At 66.9% G+C, this 20,572-nt stretch carries 18 protein-coding genes; 9 read left to right on the forward strand and 9 right to left on the reverse strand.

Annotated elements, in window-relative coordinates; genetic code table 11:
- Positions 1–31: 31 nt before the first annotated feature.
- Positions 32–1,201 carry a N(2)-acetyl-L-2,4-diaminobutanoate deacetylase DoeB2 gene (gene doeB2 / locus D5687_RS02590; RefSeq protein ID WP_125198203.1) on the reverse strand — a complete coding sequence of 390 codons (1,170 nt, stop codon included), beginning with the start codon at positions 1,199–1,201 and terminating at the stop codon, positions 32–34.
- Positions 1,202–1,526: 325 nt separating this feature from the next.
- Here doeB2 and D5687_RS02595 point away from each other — a divergent pair, with 325 nt between their 5' ends.
- Positions 1,527–2,954 (forward strand): rhodanese-like domain-containing protein, encoded by a 1,428-nt coding sequence (locus D5687_RS02595; protein ID WP_125198204.1) that lies wholly within the window; start codon positions 1,527–1,529, stop codon positions 2,952–2,954.
- A gap of 128 nt (positions 2,955–3,082) precedes the next feature.
- On the opposite strand, the gene ssb is transcribed toward D5687_RS02595, so the two are convergent.
- Positions 3,083–3,652, reverse strand: a complete 570-nt coding sequence (gene ssb, locus D5687_RS02600; RefSeq protein ID WP_125198205.1) for a single-stranded DNA-binding protein — start codon at positions 3,650–3,652, stop codon at positions 3,083–3,085.
- Positions 3,653–3,879: 227 nt separating this feature from the next.
- On the opposite strand from ssb, the gene uvrA reads away from it, so the two are divergent.
- Positions 3,880–6,711, forward strand: coding sequence for an excinuclease ABC subunit UvrA (gene uvrA / locus D5687_RS02605; RefSeq protein ID WP_125198206.1), 2,832 nt, complete (start codon positions 3,880–3,882; stop codon positions 6,709–6,711).
- A 124-nt stretch (positions 6,712–6,835) separates the two neighbouring features.
- On the opposite strand, the gene D5687_RS02610 is transcribed toward uvrA, so the two are convergent.
- The 5 genes from D5687_RS02610 to D5687_RS02630 form a co-directional block, all read right to left on the reverse strand.
- Positions 6,836–7,378: a PRC-barrel domain containing protein gene (locus D5687_RS02610; RefSeq protein ID WP_125198207.1), complete on the reverse strand. Its 543-nt coding sequence runs from the start codon at positions 7,376–7,378 to the stop codon at positions 6,836–6,838.
- Positions 7,379–7,399: 21 nt separating this feature from the next.
- Complete coding sequence (locus tag D5687_RS02615) at positions 7,400–7,750, reverse strand: TraR/DksA family transcriptional regulator (protein WP_125198208.1); 351 nt, start codon at positions 7,748–7,750, stop codon at positions 7,400–7,402.
- A 6-nt stretch (positions 7,751–7,756) separates the two neighbouring features.
- Positions 7,757–8,254, reverse strand: a complete 498-nt coding sequence (locus tag D5687_RS02620; protein WP_125198209.1) for a hypothetical protein — start codon at positions 8,252–8,254, stop codon at positions 7,757–7,759.
- Positions 8,255–8,461: 207 nt separating this feature from the next.
- Positions 8,462–9,460, reverse strand: a complete 999-nt coding sequence (locus D5687_RS02625) for an MBL fold metallo-hydrolase (protein WP_240031397.1) — start codon at positions 9,458–9,460, stop codon at positions 8,462–8,464.
- Between the two features lie 187 nt (positions 9,461–9,647).
- Complete coding sequence (locus D5687_RS02630) at positions 9,648–10,631, reverse strand: aldo/keto reductase (RefSeq protein ID WP_125198210.1); 984 nt, start codon at positions 10,629–10,631, stop codon at positions 9,648–9,650.
- Positions 10,632–10,734: 103 nt separating this feature from the next.
- Here D5687_RS02630 and D5687_RS02635 point away from each other — a divergent pair, with 103 nt between their 5' ends.
- Positions 10,735–11,196, forward strand: a complete 462-nt coding sequence (locus D5687_RS02635; RefSeq protein WP_125198211.1) for a phosphate-starvation-inducible protein PsiE — start codon at positions 10,735–10,737, stop codon at positions 11,194–11,196.
- Between the two features lie 79 nt (positions 11,197–11,275).
- Here the strand turns inward: D5687_RS02635 and phoU are convergent, their stop codons facing one another.
- Complete coding sequence (gene phoU, locus D5687_RS02640; protein ID WP_125198212.1) at positions 11,276–11,998, reverse strand: phosphate signaling complex protein PhoU; 723 nt, start codon at positions 11,996–11,998, stop codon at positions 11,276–11,278.
- 171 nt (positions 11,999–12,169) lie between these two features.
- On the opposite strand from phoU, the gene ppk1 reads away from it, so the two are divergent.
- The 4 genes from ppk1 to D5687_RS02660 all read left to right on the forward strand — a co-directional run bounded on the left by ppk1 (position 12,170) and on the right by D5687_RS02660 (position 17,560).
- Positions 12,170–14,245, forward strand: a complete 2,076-nt coding sequence (gene ppk1 / locus D5687_RS02645) for a polyphosphate kinase 1 (RefSeq protein ID WP_125198213.1) — start codon at positions 12,170–12,172, stop codon at positions 14,243–14,245.
- Between the two features lie 102 nt (positions 14,246–14,347).
- Positions 14,348–14,587: a PP0621 family protein gene (locus D5687_RS02650; protein WP_125198214.1), complete on the forward strand. Its 240-nt coding sequence runs from the start codon at positions 14,348–14,350 to the stop codon at positions 14,585–14,587.
- A complete protein-coding gene (locus tag D5687_RS02655) occupies positions 14,584–16,209 on the forward strand; it encodes a PAS domain-containing sensor histidine kinase (protein ID WP_125198215.1) in 1,626 nt (541 codons plus the stop codon). The genes D5687_RS02650 and D5687_RS02655 overlap by 4 nt, the downstream gene beginning before the upstream one ends.
- A 4-nt stretch (positions 16,210–16,213) precedes the next feature.
- On the forward strand, positions 16,214–17,560 hold the full coding sequence (locus tag D5687_RS02660; protein WP_125198216.1) for a sigma-54 dependent transcriptional regulator: 1,347 nt from the start codon (positions 16,214–16,216) through the stop codon (positions 17,558–17,560).
- Positions 17,561–17,622: 62 nt separating this feature from the next.
- Here D5687_RS02660 and sixA read toward each other — a convergent pair whose 3' ends face one another.
- On the reverse strand, positions 17,623–18,129 hold the full coding sequence (gene sixA / locus D5687_RS02665) for a phosphohistidine phosphatase SixA (protein WP_158611720.1): 507 nt from the start codon (positions 18,127–18,129) through the stop codon (positions 17,623–17,625).
- Between the two features lie 185 nt (positions 18,130–18,314).
- Here sixA and D5687_RS02670 point away from each other — a divergent pair, with 185 nt between their 5' ends.
- Positions 18,315–18,857 carry an FHA domain-containing protein gene (locus tag D5687_RS02670; protein ID WP_240031398.1) on the forward strand — a complete coding sequence of 181 codons (543 nt, stop codon included), beginning with the start codon at positions 18,315–18,317 and terminating at the stop codon, positions 18,855–18,857.
- A gap of 7 nt (positions 18,858–18,864) precedes the next feature.
- Positions 18,865–20,562 (forward strand): serine/threonine-protein kinase, encoded by a 1,698-nt coding sequence (locus D5687_RS02675; protein WP_204742113.1) that lies wholly within the window; start codon positions 18,865–18,867, stop codon positions 20,560–20,562.
- Positions 20,563–20,572: the final 10 nt, after the last annotated feature.

Consider the following 20,572-nt stretch of genomic DNA (forward strand, 5'->3'; position numbering starts at 1 on the left):
ATGTCGGTCGACAGGCCAGGCCTGTCGTCGTTCAGTCCGCCGCGGTCTCGACCGGGGCGCCGACCAGGTCGGCGAAGATGCGCCCCACCGGGTCGATCAGCCGGTCGTTGAAGTCGTAGCGCGGGCTGTGACAGGGCTCGTGATGCCCCTGCCCGTCATCGGCGCCGATCAGGGCGAAGGCGCCGGGGACTTCCCGAAGGTAGTAGCTGAAATCCTCCGACGCCATGATCGGCACCGGCAGGGTGGTATCACGCCAGTCCACGCCCAGGGCTCGCGCCAGCGCGCCGCGGTAGTGCGCCGCCGCCTCCGGGTGGTTGACGGTGGCGTGGTAACGGGGAGTGAAGGTGAAGCGTGCCTCGACGCCGTAGGCCGCCGCGGTATCGCGGGCGATCTGGTCGAGATGCTCGGCCACCGCGTCGCGCTGGTCGGTACGCTCGACACGCACGGAACCGGCCAGGCGGGCGGTGTCGGGGATCGCGGTGATCGCCCCGCCGGCCTCGAAGGTGGTGACGCTGACCACCGCGGCGGTCTGCGGCGCCAGCCGGCGCGAGACGATCTGCTGGATGGATTGGACCAGCGCGGAGCCGGCGAGCACCGGGTCGCGGCAGGCCTCGGGCTGGCTGGCGTGACCGCCGCTGCCGGTCAGCCGGATCTCGAAGGTGCCGTTCGCCCCCATCACCGGGCCGTCGGGGCAAACGGCCTGGCCGAAGGGAATCGCCGGCCAGTTGTGCCAGCCGAATACCCAGTCCACGCCCTCGAGCGCACCGTCTCGGATCATCTCGCGCGCGCCGTGCCCGCCTTCCTCGGCCGGCTGGAACAGCAGGGTGACCGGGCCGGGCAGGTGGTCCTCGCAGGTCTTGAGCCAGCGGGCGACCGCCAGCAGCGTGGCGGTGTGCCCGTCGTGACCGCAGGCATGCATGATGCCCGGCGTGCCCGAGGCCCACTCGGCGCCGGTAATCTCGTCGATGGGCAGGGCATCGATGTCGGCGCGCAGGGCGATATGCCGGCCGCGCGCCTCGGGGGCTAGTCGCCCCACCGTGCCGGTGCCGGCACAGGCGCGCCAGGGGATGCCAAGGTGATCGAGCTCCGTGCGGATCGCCCCGGCGGTAGCGTGCTCCTGCCAGGTCAGCTCCGGGGCCTGGTGCAGGCGACGGCGAAAGTCGGTGGCCTGGGTGGCAATGTCGGTCCAGATCGAGGGCACCGGGGCCTCCTATCGGCGACCGGCACGAGCCGGGCGCGGGTGGTTCAAGCGGATAACGGGGCGCATCCACCAGTGGGAAACGGGCGACCCGATGGCTTCGAGCTAAGCACAGGTGTTGGCCCGGACGCAACAAGCCGCTTACCCCACTGTGGCGCCAGCGCCACGCCAGCCGGATACACGCCCGGCGAGGCCACGCCGATTGGCAAAAATGTCGGGCGGGGGGTTGAGAAACTCTTGCCCCATCCCTAGGTCCGAACGTCAGTCAACAGAATATCTGATAGATTCCCAAGCCACGCTTATTCACTTTCATTCCTGGGGAGTATCCATGCTGTTCGAAGCGTTCGAAGAGACTGGCCTGTCACAACTGAGCTATGCCGTCGGCTGCCAGCAGAGCAAGGAGCTGGCGATCGTCGACCCGCGCCGCGACATCGACATCTACCTCGATTTCGCCGAGGAAGAGGGGTACGTGATCCGGCACGTCATGGACACCCACATCCACGCGGACTACGCCTCCGGCGCGCGCGAACTGGCCGAGGTGACCGGCGCGAAGCTGCACCTGTCGGCCTACGACGACAACGAGGTCTTCGAGGTGGGCTTCGACCACCTGCCGATGCAGGAAGGCGACTCGGTGCAGATGGGCAACGTCCGCATCGAGGCGCTGCACACACCGGGCCACACCCCGGAGCACATCTCGTTCCTGGTCTACGATGGCGCCCGCTCGCCGGACGTCCCGGCCGTCGCCCTGACCGGCGATTTCCTGTTCGTCGGCAGCCTCGGCCGCCCCGACCTGCTGGGCGAAGAGGCCACCCGCGGGCTGGCCAAGCAGGCGTTCCACAGCGTGCGCGAGAAGCTCCACGGCCTGCCCGACGGCCTGGAGATCCGCCCGGGGCACGGCGCGGGCTCGGCCTGTGGTGCCGGCATGTCGGGGCGCACCGTCTCGACGCTGGGCTATGAGCGCGCCGCCAACCCGCTGCTCGACCCGTCACTGACGGAAGACGAGTTCATCGACACGCTGCTCGGCAACCTGCCGCCGGCGCCGGATTTCTATCCGCGCAACAAGGTCACCAACTCCGAGGGCCCCAAGCCGGTGCAGGGCATGGTCGACCTGCTGGCCGAGGAGATTGAGGTGTTCGACATCGACGATCTCAAGGCCCAGATCGACGCCGGCGCGGTGGTCATCGACATCCGCGACCGACTGGCCTTCAACGCCGCGCACATCAAGGGCTCGCTGGGCATCGAGTACGGCGACAATCTCAGCACCTGGGCCGGCTGGGTCGCTCCGCCGGACAAGCCGCTGATCCTGGTCGACCACGACGGTGACGACGAGCTGATCAGCGAGGCGATCCGCGCACTGGTACGCGTCGGGCAGGACAACGTGGCCGGCTTTCTCGACGGCGGCTTCGATGCCTGGCTCAAGGCCGGTGAGGCGTTCGAGAACATCCCGCTGGTCGACGCCGAAACCGCCAAGACCGACCTCGACCACGACCGCCGCGCGCTGTGGGACGTGCGCGAGACCAGCGAATGGGACGAAGGCCACGCGCTGGGCGCGCGGCACACCCCGGCCCACGACGCCCGCGACGGGCTCGACGGCATCAGCAAGGACGAGCCGGTCACGCTGGTCTGCGGCTCGGGCATGCGCTCGACCGTCGCCGCCAGCCTGCTGCGACGCGCCGGCTACACCAACGTCGCCAACCTCATGGGCGGCATGGACGCCTGGGAAGAGGCCGGCCTGCCGGTGGTCGCGAAGGATTAACTTCAGCAAGGCCGAAACGAAAAAGCCCCGCTCGTCGACGAGCGGGGCTTTTTATTGAGTAAGGGCCAGAAACAGCAAACCCCGTCCGAAGACGGGGTCTGCCTAATTCGATCGAGGCCAGCAATTCCTCAGAACGGAATGTCGTCTTCACCAAAGCCATCGTCGATCGACTTGGCCGGACGCTGGTCCTGGCTCGGCGGCGGGGGCGGTGCGCCGTAGTCGGACTGGCCACCGCCGTAACCCGCGCCGGCACCACCAGCCGCGGCACCACCGCCGTAACCGCCGCCATAGCCACCTTGACCACCCTGGCTGGCCTGACCACCGCCGTAGCCGCCGCCCTGGCCGCCACCAGCACCCGGACGGCCGCCGAGCATCTGCATCTCGTTGGCGACGATCTCGGTGGTGTAGCGGTCCTGGCCATCCTGGCCCTGCCACTTGCGGGTCTGCAGGCGGCCTTCGATGTAGACCTGGCTGCCCTTCTTCAGGTATTCGCCGGCGATCTCGGCAAGCTTGCCGAAGAAGACGATGCGGTGCCACTCGGTGTTCTCGCGGTTCTCACCGGTGGTCTTGTCGCGCCACTGCTCGGAGGTGGCCACGCGGATATTGGTGACCTGGCCGCCGGACGGCAGGTAGCGCACGTCCGGGTCGACCCCGAGGTTGCCGATGATGATTGCCTTGTTCACACCGCGGCTCGCCATATTCACACTCCTTCTGGTTCCTGCCGGACCGGTCGAGTCGCCGGCCAAACCAACACTATAAAGCATCGGGGAAGAGGGGCACCACTCGCCTTGGTGATCCGCTTAACCGCTTGGCAGGTCAATGAGATCTCCCCCCTTTCGACTACAATGACCGGTTCCGCTCGCGGCGGGGAGCAAGCCTCTTCGCCGCGAGCGACGTCCATTCAATCGAGCGACAATCGCACACCATGGCCGATCCATTTATCCGCATTCGCGGTGCCCGCACGCACAACCTCAAGAATATCGATGTCGACCTGCCGCGCGAGAAGCTGATCGTATTCACCGGGCTGTCGGGCTCGGGCAAGTCGTCGCTCGCCTTCGACACGATCTTCGCCGAGGGCCAGCGGCGCTACGTCGAGTCGCTGTCGGCCTACGCGCGCCAGTTCCTGTCGATGATGGACAAGCCCGACGTCGACACCATCGAGGGGCTGTCGCCGGCGATCTCGATCGAGCAGAAGACCACCTCGCACAACCCGCGCTCGACGGTGGGCACGGTCACCGAGATCTACGACTACCTGCGCCTCTTATACGCCCGCGCCGGCATCCCGCGCTGCCCGGATCACGACATCGACCTGACCGCGCAGACGGTCTCGCAGATGGTCGACCACGTGATGGACCTGCCCGAGGGCTCGAAATGGCTGCTGCTCGCGCCGGTGATCGAGAACCGCAAGGGCGAGCACCACAAGCTGTTCCAGGAATGGCAGTCGCAGGGCTTTCTGCGGGTGCGCATCAACGGCACCGTCTACGAGATCGACGAGATCCCGACCCTCGATCCCAAGACCAAGAACACCATCGAGGTGGTGGTCGACCGCTTCAAGGTGCGAGACGACCTACAACTGCGGCTGGCCGAATCCTTCGAGACCGCGCTGCGGCTGGCCGACGGTCAGGCGATGGTCGTCTCGATGGATTCCGACGAGGAGCATGTCTTCTCCTCGAAGCACGCCTGCCCCAAGTGCGGCTACTCGCTGGGCGAGCTCGAGCCGCGGCTGTTCTCCTTCAACAACCCGGTCGGCGCCTGCCCAAGCTGTGACGGGCTGGGGGTGAAGCAGTTCTTCGACCCGCAGAAGGTGATCATCAACCCCGAGCTGTCGCTGGCCGCCGGCGCGGTGCGCGGTTGGGACCGGCGCAATGCCTACTATCACGCACTGCTCTCCTCGCTGGCGCGGCACTACGACTTCGACCTCGAGACCCCGTGGGAGGAGCTGACCGACGAGTTGCGCGAGGTGATCCTGCACGGCTCGGGCAAGGAGAAGATCGCGTTCACCTACATCGGCCCGCGCGGCCGGGCGAAGGAGCGCACGCATCCCTGGGAGGGCGTGCTGCCCAACATGTCGCGGCGCTACCGCGAGACCGAGTCGCAGGCGGTGCGCGAGGAACTGGCGCGCTACATCTCCGAGCAGGCCTGCCCGAGCTGTCACGGCACCCGCCTGAACCGCGCCGCGCGGCACGTGTTCATCGAGGGGCACAACCTGCCGACGATCACCCGCTGGTCGATCGGCCACTCGGCCGCCTTCTTCGCCGAGCTGGAACTGGAAGGGGCGCGCGGCGAGATCGCCACGCCGATCGTGCGCGAGATCCGCTCGCGGCTGAAGTTCCTCAACGACGTCGGCCTGAACTACCTGTCGCTCGACCGCAGCGCCGAGACCCTCTCGGGTGGCGAGGCCCAACGCATCCGCCTGGCGAGCCAGATCGGCTCGGGGCTGGTGGGCGTGTCCTACATCCTCGACGAGCCGTCGATCGGCCTGCACCAGCGCGACAACGACCGCCTGCTGGGAACGCTCACCCACCTGCGCGACCTCGGCAACACGGTGATCGTGGTCGAGCACGACGAGGACGCCATCCGCGCCGCGGATTTCGTGCTCGACATCGGGCCCGGGGCCGGTGCGCACGGCGGCCAGGTGGTCGCGCAGGGCACGCCCAAGCAGATCGAGGCCAACAAGGACTCGCTCACCGGCCAGTACTTATCCGGCAAGCGGGAGATCGAGGTGCCAACGCGCAATCGCGCGGATGCCGAGAAGATGCTCACACTCGAGGGGGCGACCGGGCACAACCTGCAGGGTGATCCGTTGCACATCCCGCTGGGGTTGTTCACCTGCATCACCGGCGTGTCCGGCTCGGGCAAGTCGACGCTGATCAACGACACCCTGTTCAAGATCAGCGCCCACCAGCTCAATCGCGCCAGCGCGACCGCCGCGCCGCACAAGAACATCCACGGGCTCGACCAGCTCGATAAGGTCATCGACATCGACCAGTCACCGATCGGGCGCACGCCACGCTCGAACCCGGCGACCTACACCGGACTGTTCACCACCATCCGCGAGTTGTTCGCCGGCACGCAGGAGGCCCGCTCGCGCGGCTACACGCCGGGGCGGTTCTCCTTCAACGTCAAGGGGGGGCGCTGCGAGGCCTGCCAGGGCGACGGGGTGATCAAGGTCGAGATGCACTTCCTACCGGACGTCTACGTGCCCTGTGATGTCTGCGGCGGGTCGCGCTACAACCGCGAGACGCTCGACATCCACTACAAGGGCAAGACCATCACGGACGTGCTGGAGATGACCATCGAGGAGGCCGCCGAATTCTTCGAGGCGGTGCCCAGCCTGCACCGCAAGCTGACCACCCTGATGGACGTCGGCCTGGGCTACGTGAAGCTGGGGCAGAACGCCACCACGCTCTCCGGCGGCGAGGCCCAGCGGGTCAAGCTCTCCCGCGAGCTCGCCAAGCGCGATACCGGCCACACGCTCTACATCCTCGACGAGCCGACCACCGGCCTGCACTTCGAGGACGTCGCGCAACTGCTCAAGGTGCTCTACCGCCTGCGCGATCACGGCAACACCGTGATCGTGATCGAGCACAACCTCGACGTGATCAAGACGGCCGACTGGATCGTCGACCTGGGTCCGGAGGGCGGCTCCGGCGGCGGACGCATTATCGCCTCGGGCACGCCCGAGCAGGTCGCCGAGGTCGAGGGTTCGTACACCGGGTATTACCTCAAGCGGATGCTGACACCGACCAAGGCGTAGGGGCGCCCCATCGGCGCGCGGCCGGGCCTCAGATTGTAGGAGCGCCTTCAGGCGCGATTCGCTAATCCGGACTCCGTGCGGCGCCAAACCGTTTCGCGGCTAAAGCCGCTCCTACCGTAGCGATCTACTCCAGGGTGCGCTGCAGGCTCTCGAGCACGTCGCGGGTCTTTTCCTTGGTCTTGTCGATGACGTTGGAGGTGGTGTCCTTGGTCGCCTGCCAGGCGCTCGATGCGCCAGATTTGGTGCTTGACCAGATGTCGGCAGCGGCTTCCTTGGTCTGGGCCCACCAGTCGTTGTCGACGCGCGGATAGTCGCGCACCTGGTCGAGGTCGTCGTTGAGGAACACCGCGTAGGAAACGCGATCAAGTCGGTCGCCGGAGCGGGTCGCCACCGAGAACTGCTGCACCTCGACGAATCGGTAATCGTCGCCAGTCACGCCATCGATGGCATCGTCGAGCTCGATTACCAGGCCGTGGACCTTCATGTTCTCGGCCACCAGGACGTCCTCGACCTCACCCACCTCGCGATTGCGATCGGCGGCCAGAAAGACGTCCGCCCCGATCAGGGCATCCATCGAATACAGCCCTTCCGGCGCGTTTTCCGCCAACACGGACTGGGACAGCGTTACGGCAATGGCTCCAGCCAACAGGGTGTTCATGCGCTTCATAGGATCTCTCCTGATTGGTTGTTATTCACTCTCGGCGCACTCGACGCAGCGCGTCACGCTGGGATCGTTTTGGAGTCGACGGACGGGAATGGGTTCCCCGCAGACGAAGCAGTCGCCATACTCCTCGTTTTCCATCCGCCGCAGGGCGCCGTCGACGCGGCCGAGTTCGCGTTTCCAACGGGCGCGGAGCGCCCGAGCCATTTCCCGAACCTGCGCTGAATCGATGCGCGACAGCTGACTCTCCTTGCTCTGGCACGCGCTGTCGATTTCCACCCGCTCGGTGGATTCGTCACTGCCGCTCAGCAGCTCTCGCAGCGATTCGCGCCTCTCGAGCAACTGGACGCGGAGTGCCTCGCGCAGCGCGTCATCCACGGGCGGTCAGTCGATCTTGATCTTGGCGTAGCCCCGCTGGGCGTAGGCCGCGGCAGTGACGAATGTGTTGCCCACCTCGACCAACGGCTCGACCAGGTCGGCCTGGGTGATACCCGAGCGGCGACTGGCGATCGAGCAGACCTCCATGCGCTCGACACCCGCCAGGGCGTGCAGCTCGGCGAGCTTCGAGTGGATCTGCAGAATCGTCTGGGCGTGCTCGATGTTCCGGTCCGGGGCATCACGGGTCAGCAATCGAACCGATCCGCCACGAAAACCGAACACCATGCGCGGCGTCACGCCCTGGCGTTCGAGATCCCGGTAGGTCTGTTCGATCACGCCCAGCCGCGCGAGCAGGGCACCCGGGTCGGATGCCGTCACGTCCCAGAGGATGCGCGCCTCCTCGAGCCCCTGCAGGGCACGCGAGTCGTCCGGCCGCGGCACGTCATTGGCGACCGCCAGTCCCGGCAGCAACATGAACATCAGACCCAGCATCACTCGGCGCATGGCCCCTTCCTCCTTGTGCTCAATGGCGACACGTCCAACCAGTAAAGCCGATCGGGGCGGCAATGCAAGCAATTGATTTTCGGTCGGCGCGGGCCTGTCGGTGGAGAGTCACGCGATCCGATTCGACCAACCCCCACAGGCGGGCACAAAAAAACCGCCCGCGGATTGCTCCGGGGCGGCCTGACGGAACGGTGACTCGTCAGTCGATCAGAACTCGAATTCCATCTTCTGGAAGACGCGCCCGGCGTTCTGGCCGGCGAGTTCGTCGTAAGTGTGCCAGTGCGAGAACTGGCTCTGGTCAAGCTCGTAGGCATCCTGCAGGCTGCCGCCCTCGTCGATGATCTTGCCGATCTCGGTGCGCAGGAACGTAAGGTAGTCAGCGGTGTAGTGCTGGACCGTTTCCATGTCGGTCGGCCCACCGTGGCCCGGGATGATGGTCTTGCCCTCGGCGACCTCGACGAACTTCGGCCATGTCTCCAACCAGGCGGCCGTGTCGGTGTACTCGAAGATCGGCAGCATGCGGATGTTGAAGGCCATGTCGCCGGCGATCACCACGTCACGCTCGGGGATGACCACCGAGATATCGCCCGGGGAATGGGCCTCGCCGAAGTAGATCACCTCGGCGGTCATGCCGCCGAGGTCGAGTTCAATGCGGTCCTCGAAGGTGCGGCTGACGGAGACCGCCTCGTCGGTGCCTTCGGCCTTTTCCTCGGCGATGCGCTTGAGCGTGTCGAGGTAGTCGGCCTTGTGGCTGTCGTAGTACTCGGCGGCATCGACGTGGGCGATGACCTCCGCACCCTGGTCAATCCAGTAGCCGGTCGCCAGGGACGAGTGCAGCTGACCGTTCTCGTTCACCACGTACTTGACCGGCACGTCGGTGCGCTTCTTGATTTCCTCGTGCAGGGCCTCGGCGAGCTGGTAGGAGGCGCCGGCATTCATGACCAGCACCGCGTCCTCGCCGATCACGAACGAGAGGTTGTTGTTATGCAACGAGTTCTCGTAGGTGTAGGGCTGGGTCGCACCGATCGCCGACCAGACGTCATCGGTGACCTTCTGCGGCATGTCGTAGAGCATCGAATCCGGCGCCTTATCGGGCGGATTGTCATCTTCGGCCATCGCCGGACCGGCGACCAGGCCGGTGGTCGCCATCGCCAAAAGCGCACTACCGGCCAGGTTGCGCGTGCCTCTCATCCATTCGGTCAACATACGGTTCCACTCCTTGCCTTGGGCAATACCCACAAGCATTTTGGGTTTAACTATTAGCGAGCTAACCATCTCGCCGTTCACGCGAGAAAACAACCCCACGAACCATTCGGGTTTTTGATTCGAAAGAACATACGTTAATCAGCATTCAATCAACCAGTTGATCGATTCAGGCTGAAATGTCTGGGGGCTAGTTCCAGTCTAGTCCGCCGCGCGTCGCCCAGTACGACTCGGGACGCTCGGCAAGCGCAGCCAACGCCTCTCGGTCCGCCGGCGCGAGGGTGACGTCCAGCGCCCGTAGGTTGGACGCCAGCTGTGCCTCGTTACCGGCCCCGGACAGCACCATGTCCACGCACGCCTGATCCAGCAGCCAGCCGATCGCCATTGCGTCACGCCCAACCCCGTGCCGCCCGGCCACGGCATCCAGCGCCTCCATCGCGCCCGCGTCCTCCGGCCGGTCGTTGCGCGCGGTCAATCGGCCGTTGGCGACTGCCTCCTTGATGATCACGGCCATGCCGGCCTGGGAGGCCTGTTCGAGCTGGCCCAGCACCGACGGTTCGAGCAGGTTGACGGTCGCCTGCACGGCGTCGAACAGGGGCCGACCGTCGATCTCGACCTCCATCGCCCGGGCCAGGGTCTCGGCCTGCGCCGGGCCGCTGGTGGTCAGGCCGATGGCCACACCCTGGTCGCGCAGTTCGCCCAAACGCTCGAGCACCGACCCGTTCTCCAGCACACCGGAGTCGAGCGTGGCCGAGTGAATCTGGTAGAGCGCGGGCGCAAAGCCGAGCGCCCCCACGGTTTCGCCCCACTGGCGGTCGAGCACCTCGAGGCTGTGCTCCTTGACCTCGTGGACGTCGGCATCCACCTGCCAGCCGGCGGTGTAGGTGTAGCCCCATTTCGAGCCCACCGTGGGGCGCTCGTCGGCCGACCGATGGGCCAACCAGTCACCCAGGAACGCCTCGGCCCGGCCGTAGGAGCGCGCGGCATCGACGTAGCGGAGGCCATGCCGCCAGGCGCTCTCGAGCATGGCGTGGCAGTGCGCGCGCATGGCCTCGACATCGCGACCGTCGGGCATGTCCTCGCCGTGGCCGAGGTTGATGTAGCCGGGGCGGCCGAGGGCGGCCAGCCCCAGGCCGACGCGGGGTCGGGGAAGGGTCAATCGCTTCTCCGGCATGGTGAACGATCTCTCGTGGCTGAATGGTCAAGAAGGGATATACAGTAGGCAAAAGACAACGACGGGCCAACACGACGGCCCGGCATCAAATGGAGAGGCTAGCATGCAGCAATTTCGTCTGGGTCCACCGGTACACCGCGTCGTTCGTGGCCTGGAACTCGTCGGCCTAGTGGTGATCCTGATCGCCACCTTCATCGCTGCCGGGCAGGACATCGCCGAGATGATCGAGGCGCGGCGCGTCACGCTCGCCGACTTGCTGCTCCTGTTCCTCTACCTCGAGGTGCTGGCGATGATCGGCGCCTACCTGCAGACCGGCCGGCTGCCGATCCGGTTCCCGATCTACATCGGTATCATCGCGCTGGCGCGATTCCTGGTACTGGAAGTGAAGGATCTGGAGGCCTGGAAGATGCTGGCCGTCGGCGCGACCATGCTGATCCTGGCCGGCACGGTGCTGCTGTTGCGCTACGGGCACCTCAAGCTGCCCTACCCGGAGAACGAGGCCGAGACCATTACCGGCGACGTCGACGACTCAAGGCGACGAGGTGTGGAGCACGACGGCAGCTGAACGCAAAACGGGCCGGCATGATGCCGGCCCGTCTCGTTCCCGCCCGTCGCGCGGGCTGGCGCGCTTTTGAATCTACGTGCTAGATCTGCGTGCGTTCCTTGTCGTCACCGCGGCTCTGCCGGCAGACGCCCACGCCGCGCTGCTGGAAGATGACGTATTCGGCGATGTTGGCGCAGTGATCGCCGATGCGCTCGATCGCGCGCATGCAGTAGAGCATCCGCAGGCTGAGATCGACGTTCTGCGGGTTGTTCGCCATGTAATCGAGCAGTACCTCGTGGACGGCGTTGTACTCGTGGTTGACGTGCGTGTCGCGGCGAATGATCTCCTCGGCGGCGACGCAATCCTGGCGAACGAAGGCGTCGAGCGCGTCGTGGAGCATGCCCTTGACGATCCGGCCCATCACGCGGAAGTGGGTGGAAAACGCCGTCTGTTGCAGCGTCGGCCCGACTTCCTCGGCAATGCGCGCGAGCTTCTCGGACTTGTCGCCGATGCGCTCGAGATCGGTGATCGCCTTGACGATCGCCATGATGGCGCGCAGGTCGCTGGCGGTGGGCGCGTAGCGGGCGATGATGTGGATCGCCAGCTCGTCGATGGAGGTCTCGAGTCGGTCGATCTCGTAGTCCTGTTCCATGGCCACGCGGCCACGCTCGGCGTCCCCGTCGAGCAAGTAGGCCAGCGCGTCGTCGAAATGCTGTTCGGCCACGCCGCCCATGTTCATCAGCAGCGAACGCAGCGCGCCGAGATCATCGTCGTAACGGGTCAGGGTGTGCGGCGTGAGGTTGGGCGTGTCTTTGTCGCTCATTTGTTCGGGATCTCCTTAAGGCGGCTTGTCTCGACCCGGTTGCTAGGGTTTACTCGTGGCATGAGGGCTTAACATGCCTGTCATGCCCGGCGGGCAGACTGGACGACCCGCATGACACCGGGGCTGGCCGCCCAAATACGCGTACTCTAACCGACTTTACGTTGCGAAATAATGACAAGCACCGACGAGAAATCCCTGCCGTTCATCAACCGCGAGCTGAGCCTGCTCGGTTTCAACCGCCGCGTGCTCGAACTGGCACAGGACCGCAACGTCCCGCTGCTCGAACGGCTCAAGTTCCTCTGCATATCCTCCGCCAACCTCGACGAATTCTTCGAGGTGCGCGTCGGCACACTTACCCAGCAGATTCGGGCCGGCATCTCCCGCCCGGACGACGCCGGGCTTTCCCCGCAGACACAGCTGGATCTCGTGCTCGAGCAGGCGCATGCCCTGGTCCACGACCAGTACGAGACGCTCAACCGCGAGGTCATCCCCGCGCTGGCCAAGGAGAATATCCACTTCCTGCGCCGTACGCATTGGACCGAGGCGCAGGCGCTGTGGGTCAAGCAGTACTTCCGCCGCGAGCTGCTGCCGCTGCTGACGCCGCTGGGCTTGGACCCGTCGCATCCCTTCCCGCGGATTCTCAACAAGTCGCTCAACTTCATCGTCTCGCTGGAAGGCAACGACGACTTTGGCCGCGAGGCGTGGCTGGCGATCGTGCAGGCACCACGCGCCCTGCCGCGCATCATCCAGATGGCCGAGGAAGCCGCCGAGGGCCCGGCCGCCTTCGTCTTCCTCAGTTCGATCATCCACGCCCACGTCCATGAACTGTTTCCCGGGATGACCGTCACCGGCTGCTACCAGTTCCGCGTGACGCGCAACAGCGACCTGTCCGTGGACGTCGACGACGATGACGACCTGCTGCAGACCCTGCAGGGCGGCCTGTTCGAGCGCAACTACGGCGACGCCCTGCGCCTCGAGGTGGCCGACAACTGCCCGGCGGACATGATCGACTTTCTCTGCGAGCGCTTCGCCCTCGACGACCGCCAGGTGTTCCAGGTCCACGGCCCGGTCAACCTGCACCGCCTGATGGCGCTGCCCGGCCTGATCGACCGCCCCGAGCTCAAGGATCCGCCGTTCACGCCGCGCCTCGAGGCGGACTTCGACCCGGACCGCAACATCTTCGAGACCATCGAGCAGCAGGGCAGTGTGTTGCTGCACCACCCCTACCAGTCATTCATGCCGGTGGTGGAATTCATCCGCCAGGCGGCCACCGACCCGCGGGTGGTGGCGATCAAGATGACGCTCTACCGCACCGGCAAGGACTCCGCCATCGTCGACGCCCTCGAGGCGGCCGCGCGCACCGGCAAGGAGGTCACCGCGGTGGTCGAGCTGCGGGCGCGCTTCGACGAGGAAGCGAACATCAACATCACGACGAGGCTGCAGAAGGCCGGCGCCTACGTCGCCTACGGCATCGTCGGCTACAAGACCCACGCCAAGATGGCGCTGGTGGTCCGTCGCGACGGCAACCGCCTCAAGCGCTTCGTGCACCTGGGCACCGGCAACTATCACCCGGGCACCGCGCGGCTGTACACCGATTTCGGCCTGATGACCGACGACCGCTTCGTCGGCGAGGACGTCAACAAGCTGTTCATGCAGCTGACCGGCCTGGGCCGCGGCATCCGGCTCAAGCGCCTGCTGCAGTCGCCGTTCACCCTGCACGACGGCATGCTCGAGCGCATCCGCCGTGAAACGGCGCACGCCCGCAACGGCCGGCCGGCGCGCATCCGCGCCAAGATGAACGCCCTGATCGAGAAACGCGTGATCGAGGCGCTCTACGAGGCCTCCCAGGCCGGGGTAACCATCGAGCTGGTGATCCGCGGGGTCTGCTGCCTCAAGCCGGGTATCCCGGGCGTGTCCGAGAACATCCATGTCCGCTCGGTGATGGGACGGTTCCTCGAGCATCCCCGCGTCTTCTATTTCCACAACGACGGCGAGGAGGAACTGTTCCTCTCGAGTGCCGACTGGATGCCGCGCAACTTCTTTGCCCGAGTGGAGACCGCCTTCCCGGTCGAGACGCCGGAAATCCGCGCCCGGGTGATCGACGAGGCGTTCGACCGGTATCTCGCCGACAACACCGGCGCCTGGGAACTCACCGCGGCCGGCGAGTACCGCCGCATCACGCCGGCCAAGGGCGAGAAACCGTTCAATGCCCAGCAATCGCTGATCACCGATCTGGGCAAGGCCTGACCGGCTCGTCGGATCGCGACCCGGCCCGCCTGCGGGCTGGAGGACGGTCCGACGTGCGATACTCTCGACCGTCGTCATCCCGATCACGGTAACCACCCGCCCATGCTCAAGCTGCTGTTCTGGCTCATCGTCGCCCTGGTCATCGGGCTGTTCTTCGCCATCCGCCAGGCCAATCGCCTGCGTGCGGAACAACAGGACGATTCGCCCCAGACCCGCTCGCTGGAGTCCGTGCGCTGCGCCCACTGCGGGGTGTTCGTGCCCGAGGACAAGGCGGTGCGGCGCGACGGGCAGGACTTCTGCAGCTGGGAGCATGCCGAGGCGTGGCACCGGGAGCAGGGATGATCCAGCCGGCCGGCACGGAGAACTGGCGCGGGCTGCGGCTCGCCAACGCCTATCGCCTGCTGCTGGCCCTCGCCCTGACCGCCGCGGCACTGACCGATCGCGGCCCGGCGGTCTTCGGCCAAGCCAATGCCTCGCTGTTCATGGTCACCGCCTGGGCCTACCTGTTCCTGGCCATGGCCTTCGAATGGCTGCTGGAACTGCGCATCCTGCCGTTCCGCCCGCAGGCCCACCTGCACACCGCGGGCGATCTCGCCTGCCTGATGCTGATTGCACACGCCTCGGGCGGGCCGGAAGGCCCGATCGCGCTAGCGCTGGTGATCGCCATCGGCATCGCGGCGGTGTTGCATGGCGGACGGGCGGCGATCGGCTACGCCGCGATCGGCGTGCTGCTGGTCCTCGGTGAGGCGATCTACGCCTCGTGGACACAGACGGATGCCAACCACCTGACCAACTCCGGTTTTCTCGGCGCCGCCCTGCTGTTGATCACCGTGCTGGTGATCGCCTTCGAGCGCCGCGCGGCTATCTGGGAACACCAGAGCCACGCGCGCGAGCGCGAGGTACGCTACCTCTCGGAACTCGCCCTGCGGGTCATCGAGCAGACCGACAACGGCATTGTCGTTTCCGACCCTGAGGGGAGGATCGAGTACATCAACGCCGCCGCGCGCCAGATGCTCGGCGAGCGCGGCGCGGCCGACCTGGCGGACGACCACCGCCTGCCGGACCTGCACCCCGGGGTCTGCGATGCCCTGCGGGCCTGGCACGCCGGCAACGGCGGCCAACAGCAGGACTTCGACCAACCACGCCGACTGCGCGCGCAGTTCCACCGCATCGAGACCGCGCTGGGTCCACGTGCCCTGATCGTGCTGCTGGACCTGTCGGCCGAGGACGAACGGGTACGGCGCGACAAGCTCGCCGCGCTGGGCCGTCTGATCGCCTCGATCGCCCACGAGGTGAGAAACCCGCTGTCTTCGATCCGCCAGGCCGCCGAACTGCTGCCGGAATCCGATACCCCGGAAGAGCGCGAGCAGCTGACCCAGATCATCACGCGCCACAGCGACCGCATCAATCGACTGGTCGAGGACGTGCTCGGCGCGGCCCGCTCACCGGCAGTCAACGCCCAGAACGTCGAGCTGGGAGACTGGCTGGAGCGATTCGCCGAGACCCGTCGCCAGGCCTGGAAAACGGCCGGCAAGCCGTACGTGATGGCGCTCACCGCCCCGATCGAACCGGCATTTGCCCGGGTAGACACGACCCACCTCTGGCAGGTCATCGACAATCTCTGTGACAATGCCGAACGCCATGCTCGGCCCGACGACGGGCGACTCAGGCTCCGCCTGCGCCTCGAAGCAGCAACGCGCGGCGGCTGGCAGATCCGGGTATGCGACAACGGCCCACGCATTGCGGCCGAGGACCGTAGCGCCCTGTTCGAACCGTTCTTCACCACGCATTCGCAGGGAACGGGGCTAGGACTGTTCGTTTCGCGCGAGCTGGCACTGGCCAATCGCGGCGAACTGGTTCTCGAGGAACCCGACGCGTCCCGGGAGACGGGCAACTGCTTCCGCCTGTGCCTGCCGGCGGCGGACGAGGCGATCGAGACGGCAACGACACAAGCAAGGGAATGAAGTCATGGCGTACTGCCTGATCGTGGACGACGAGCCGGACATCCGCACGCTGGTCGCCCTGTTCATGAAGCGCGAAGGAGTCACCACCCTCGAGGCCGCCGACCTAGCCGAGGCGCGTGAGCGGCTGGCGGCAAACGAGGAGATCGACCTGTGTCTGGCCGACATGCGCCTGCCCGACGGCAACGGGCTGGACCTGGTCGACGAGATCCGCCAACAGCGTCCCGATCTGCCGGTGGCGGTGATCACTGCCCACGGCCAGGTCGAGGCCGCCGTCCGGGCGCTCAAGGCCGGGGCCTTCGACTTCATCAACAAGCCGATCGAGCAGGACACCCTACGCCGCCTGCTGCGCGACGCGCGCAACCTGCAGCCCGGCCGGCCGACGACAAATGCCCCCGCCGAGACGGATGGCGGTGACTCGCCCCTGATCGGCCAGTCGCGCGCCATGCGCCAGTTGCGCGAGATGATCGGCCGGCTGGCGCGCTCGCAGGCGCCGATCTTCATCCAGGGCGAGTCCGGCACCGGCAAGGAGCTGGTCGCCCGCGAGATACACAACCACAGCAGCCGCGCGGGCGGCCCGTTCGTGCCGGTCAACTGCGGCGCGATCCCCGGCGAGCTGATCGAGTCCGAACTGTTCGGCCACCACAAGGGATCGTTCACCGGCGCGACCCGCGACAAGCCCGGCCTGTTCCGGGCGGCCGAGGGCGGCACCCTGTTTCTCGACGAGATCGCCGAACTGCCGCTGCCCCTGCAGGTCAGCCTGCTGCGGGTGCTGCAGGAGCGTCGCGTACGGCCGGTGGGTGGCACCGAGGAGGTGCCCATCGACGTGCGGATCGTCTCGGCCTCGCACCAGGATCTCAACCAGGCGGTGACCGATGGCCGATTCCGCCAGGACCTGTTCTTCCGCCTGAACGTGATCGGCCTGCGCGTACCGCCGCTGCGCGAACGCCTCGACGACCTGCCGGCGCTCGCCTCGGCGATCGTCGCCCGGCTGGCCGCACGCGACCAGCGCCCGGTGCCCGGCATCGATCCCGCCGTGCTGCAGACCCTGGCCAGCCAGCCCTTCCCGGGCAACGTGCGGGAACTGGAAAACCTGCTCGAACGCGCCATGGCCCTGACCGACGGCGAGCGGATCACCGACCAGGCCGTCGCGCCGCACCCGATGATGACCGGCGAGGAGGAGCCCGGCTCGGCCCTGGGTGCCTGTCCCGGCTTCATCCCGGAGACCGACGAACAGCACGACGTGCTTGCCGCCCTGCAGCAGACCCGCTGGAATCGCAGCGAGGCCGCCCGCCGACTGGGCATGACCCTGCGCCAGTTGCGTTATCGGTTGCAGAAGTGGGGAGTCGAATAAAAGGCGGCAGAAATCAGAACGCAGATTTCGGAAAGACAGTGCCTAACCGCTGACCTCTTCGATCAATCCGCCAACGCGCGCAACACGGCCGGCGGCAGGGCCCAGACCAGCTTGCCATTGCCGTAACCGACGGCGTTGTCGAAACGAATCAGGATCATGCCGCCCTTTTTCATCGGCATGTTGCCGGACGGCCGCCCGGCGAGCAGGCATTTGGCCAGTTGCCCGAGGCTCGGTTCGTGCCCGACCACGGCCATGCCCTCCACGCGGGGCTGCTTGCGCAACCACTCCACCGCCGCCCCGATGGGAGCCTCGGGGGCGAACACCCCCTCCTGCTCGACCCGGCGTTGCTCGACAGCCGGCGCGACGATCTCGGCGGTCTGCACGGCGCGCACGGCCGGGCTGGTCACCAGGCGTTCGATCGGCAAGGCCATGGTGGTCAGGCCGCGGGCCGCCATCTGCATGCGCTCGATACCGCGCTTGGTCAGCGGGCGCTCGGCATCGGGACGCCCCTCGCGGGCAAAGGCCTCGCGGTCCTGAGCGGCGGCGTGTCGGATGATCAACAGGTCCATGATGGGTCTCGCGGGTTTCGATAGCGGCATCCTGACGCCGCCAAGCTACCGGATTGTGACAATGTGACTGACCGGAGGTGGACCGTGATCCGGCGGGTTGGTTCACGGGCCGGGCACCTCTGGTAACCGCGGCGCTCTGGGCTATGATGATGGGCCCAGCTACCGTCACATCGCGAGGAGACGACATGGAAGGCCGCGACGCGCAGGATGCCCGCTCCACCCCCCATACCCATCACCGCCCGAGCCGCTCGGCCGGCCCGCAGGGCACCATGCTCTTCCAGGCCGACGAGATGCGCCGACAGGCCGAGGCCGCCGAACCGCAGGGCAACGAGCGCGCCTCGGTCGCCGAGCCGATCCTCGAAGGGGTCAGCGGCGGCATCGAGGGGCGACGATTCACCCTGCGGGCCGGTCGGCAGACCATCGGTCGTCGCGAGGACAACGACATCGTCCTCGACGAACCCAGCGTCTCCTCCTCGCACGCGTGGATCCTCAACCAGCAGGGCCACCACGTGGTCATGAACATGCTGTCCACCAACGGCACCTTCGTCAACGACCAGCGGGTGCACGAGGCCACCCTCAAGCACGGCGATCGCGTGCGGCTCGGCCAGGCAGAGTTCGTGTTTCTCACCCGCGAGGCCGGCGACGGCAAGGTCGGGCCGCGTCACTGGCTGGTGGGAGCGCTGCTGCTCGCGGCCATGGGGCTGGCCTTCTACCTGATCTGGAACTGAGCCGGTCGTGACAGTCCGCGAGACGCCGAAGACGATTGGCCGCTACCGCATCGAGGGGGTTCTCGGCGAGGGGGCGATGTCGATCATTTATGCCGGCTTCGACCCCAGCATCAACCGCCACCTGGCGATCAAGTGCCTGCGAGACGAGGTGGCCCGCGACGATGCCTACCGGCGCCGCTTTCTCACCGAGGCCCGCGCCGCCGGCACGCTAAACCACCCCAACATCGTCACCATCTACGACGTCGGCGAGGCCGACGGCCAGCCCTACATCGCGATGGAACGGCTGCACGGCGAGACCCTGGCCGATCGCGTCGCCCGCGAGGGTTTTCCCCCGATACCGGTCGTCATCGACCTGGTCGGACAGATCGCCGCCGCCCTGGAATTCGCCCACCGTCATGGCGTGATCCACCAGGACATCAAGCCCGACAACATCATCCTGGTGGAAGGCTGGACCCACGCCAAGGTCAACGATTTCGGCGTGGCGCGCCTGCCCGAGGGCGACGAGCACCATGACGGCATGGTCGCCGGCACCCCCGCCTACATGTCACCCGAACAATTGCGTGGCGCGGCGACCGACGGGCGCAGCGACCTGTTTTCACTGGGCGTGCTGCTGTTCTGGCTGCTGACCGGGAACAAGCCGTGGCAGGAGTCGGAGATCGACCGACTGATGGCCGAACGCCACGACAACCCCCAGCCGTCCCTGCTCCCGCGCGAGCCGGCCACGCCCGAGGTGCTGTTGGAGATTACCCGCAGCCTGCTGCAGTCCGACGCCAACCAGCGCTACCAGCACGCCCACGAGGTGATCGATGACCTGCGGCACGCCCGGCGCGAGCTCGAGCGCCTGCGGGCCGACCCGATCGCCACCCGGATCCTGCCGATGCGGGTGCGCTGGGCGGCGATCCTCGGCACCATCCTCACCGTCACCCTGCTGACCGGCCTGGCCTCGGTCTACGTCAAACAGGATCAGGCGCTGACCGGCCTGGCCCTGGACTTCGGCGCGTCCTTGGGACGCACCATCGCGCATGAAACCGCCGAAGACCTGCTGCTCAACGACGATGTCGCCGTGCGCGCCCTGGTCGAGGACATGCGGCGCAATGACCAGATCCGCTACCTGGCCGTCGCCAACCGCGAGCGCCAGGTAATCGCCAGTGCCCGCGACGACGAAGTCGGCGCGCTGCTGCCGGCCCTGCCCGACACCCGCCGACGCGACCTCGACGACGGCATCGTCAGCCATCACGGCACACTGCCGGCGACGGACACGGACGAGACCCTGCTGCTGTTCGACGTACCCATTCGCTACCAGTCGCATCCGATCGGCACATTGCGGCTCGGGGTCGAGAGCGAGCCGTTGGCCGCGGCGAACCGCACGACGCTGATGGCAATGATCACGGCGCTGCTGGCGACACTCGTGGTGGTGCTGGGCGCGGCCTGGTGGCTGTTCCGTCGCCTACTCGCCCCACTCGACGTTCTGCGCGACGCGCTGATGCGTGTTGCCCGCGGCGAGACCAGTCATCGCATCCGACTGGTGCGGCGCGACGAATTCGCACGCCTGTTCACGGCCTTCAACCTGATGAGCGAATCACTCTCGCGGCGCGAGGCCACCCCATCGACCAACCAGCCGAACCCGGCCACCGACACCGAGCCGACGCGCGTGATCGAACCGGGTGATGCCTCAGGCGACGAGCCGACCGAGCCACCGCGATAGCTCAGCGGCC

The sequence above is a fragment of the Guyparkeria sp. SCN-R1 genome (assembly GCF_003932495.1).
Lineage (GTDB): Bacteria > Pseudomonadota > Gammaproteobacteria > Halothiobacillales > Halothiobacillaceae > Guyparkeria.

Bases quoted from the DNA above. Each gene is read 5' to 3' on its own strand.
- D5687_RS02595 (WP_125198204.1), top strand. From the start codon at position 1,527: ATGCTGTTCGAAGCGTTCGAAGAGACTGGCCTGTCACAACTGAGCTAT.
- ssb (WP_125198205.1), bottom strand. From the start codon at position 3,652: ATGGCGAGCCGCGGTGTGAACAAGGCAATCATCATCGGCAACCTCGGG.
- uvrA (WP_125198206.1), top strand. From the start codon at position 3,880: ATGGCCGATCCATTTATCCGCATTCGCGGTGCCCGCACGCACAACCTC.
- D5687_RS02610 (WP_125198207.1), bottom strand. From the start codon at position 7,378: ATGAAGCGCATGAACACCCTGTTGGCTGGAGCCATTGCCGTAACGCTG.
- D5687_RS02620 (WP_125198209.1), bottom strand. From the start codon at position 8,254: ATGCGCCGAGTGATGCTGGGTCTGATGTTCATGTTGCTGCCGGGACTG.
- D5687_RS02625 (WP_240031397.1), bottom strand. From the start codon at position 9,460: ATGTTGACCGAATGGATGAGAGGCACGCGCAACCTGGCCGGTAGTGCG.
- D5687_RS02630 (WP_125198210.1), bottom strand. From the start codon at position 10,631: ATGCCGGAGAAGCGATTGACCCTTCCCCGACCCCGCGTCGGCCTGGGG.
- D5687_RS02635 (WP_125198211.1), top strand. From the start codon at position 10,735: ATGCAGCAATTTCGTCTGGGTCCACCGGTACACCGCGTCGTTCGTGGC.
- phoU (WP_125198212.1), bottom strand. From the start codon at position 11,998: ATGAGCGACAAAGACACGCCCAACCTCACGCCGCACACCCTGACCCGT.
- ppk1 (WP_125198213.1), top strand. From the start codon at position 12,170: ATGACAAGCACCGACGAGAAATCCCTGCCGTTCATCAACCGCGAGCTG.
- D5687_RS02650 (WP_125198214.1), top strand. From the start codon at position 14,348: ATGCTCAAGCTGCTGTTCTGGCTCATCGTCGCCCTGGTCATCGGGCTG.
- D5687_RS02655 (WP_125198215.1), top strand. From the start codon at position 14,584: ATGATCCAGCCGGCCGGCACGGAGAACTGGCGCGGGCTGCGGCTCGCC.
- D5687_RS02660 (WP_125198216.1), top strand. From the start codon at position 16,214: ATGGCGTACTGCCTGATCGTGGACGACGAGCCGGACATCCGCACGCTG.
- sixA (WP_158611720.1), bottom strand. From the start codon at position 18,129: ATGGACCTGTTGATCATCCGACACGCCGCCGCTCAGGACCGCGAGGCC.
- D5687_RS02670 (WP_240031398.1), top strand. From the start codon at position 18,315: ATGGAAGGCCGCGACGCGCAGGATGCCCGCTCCACCCCCCATACCCAT.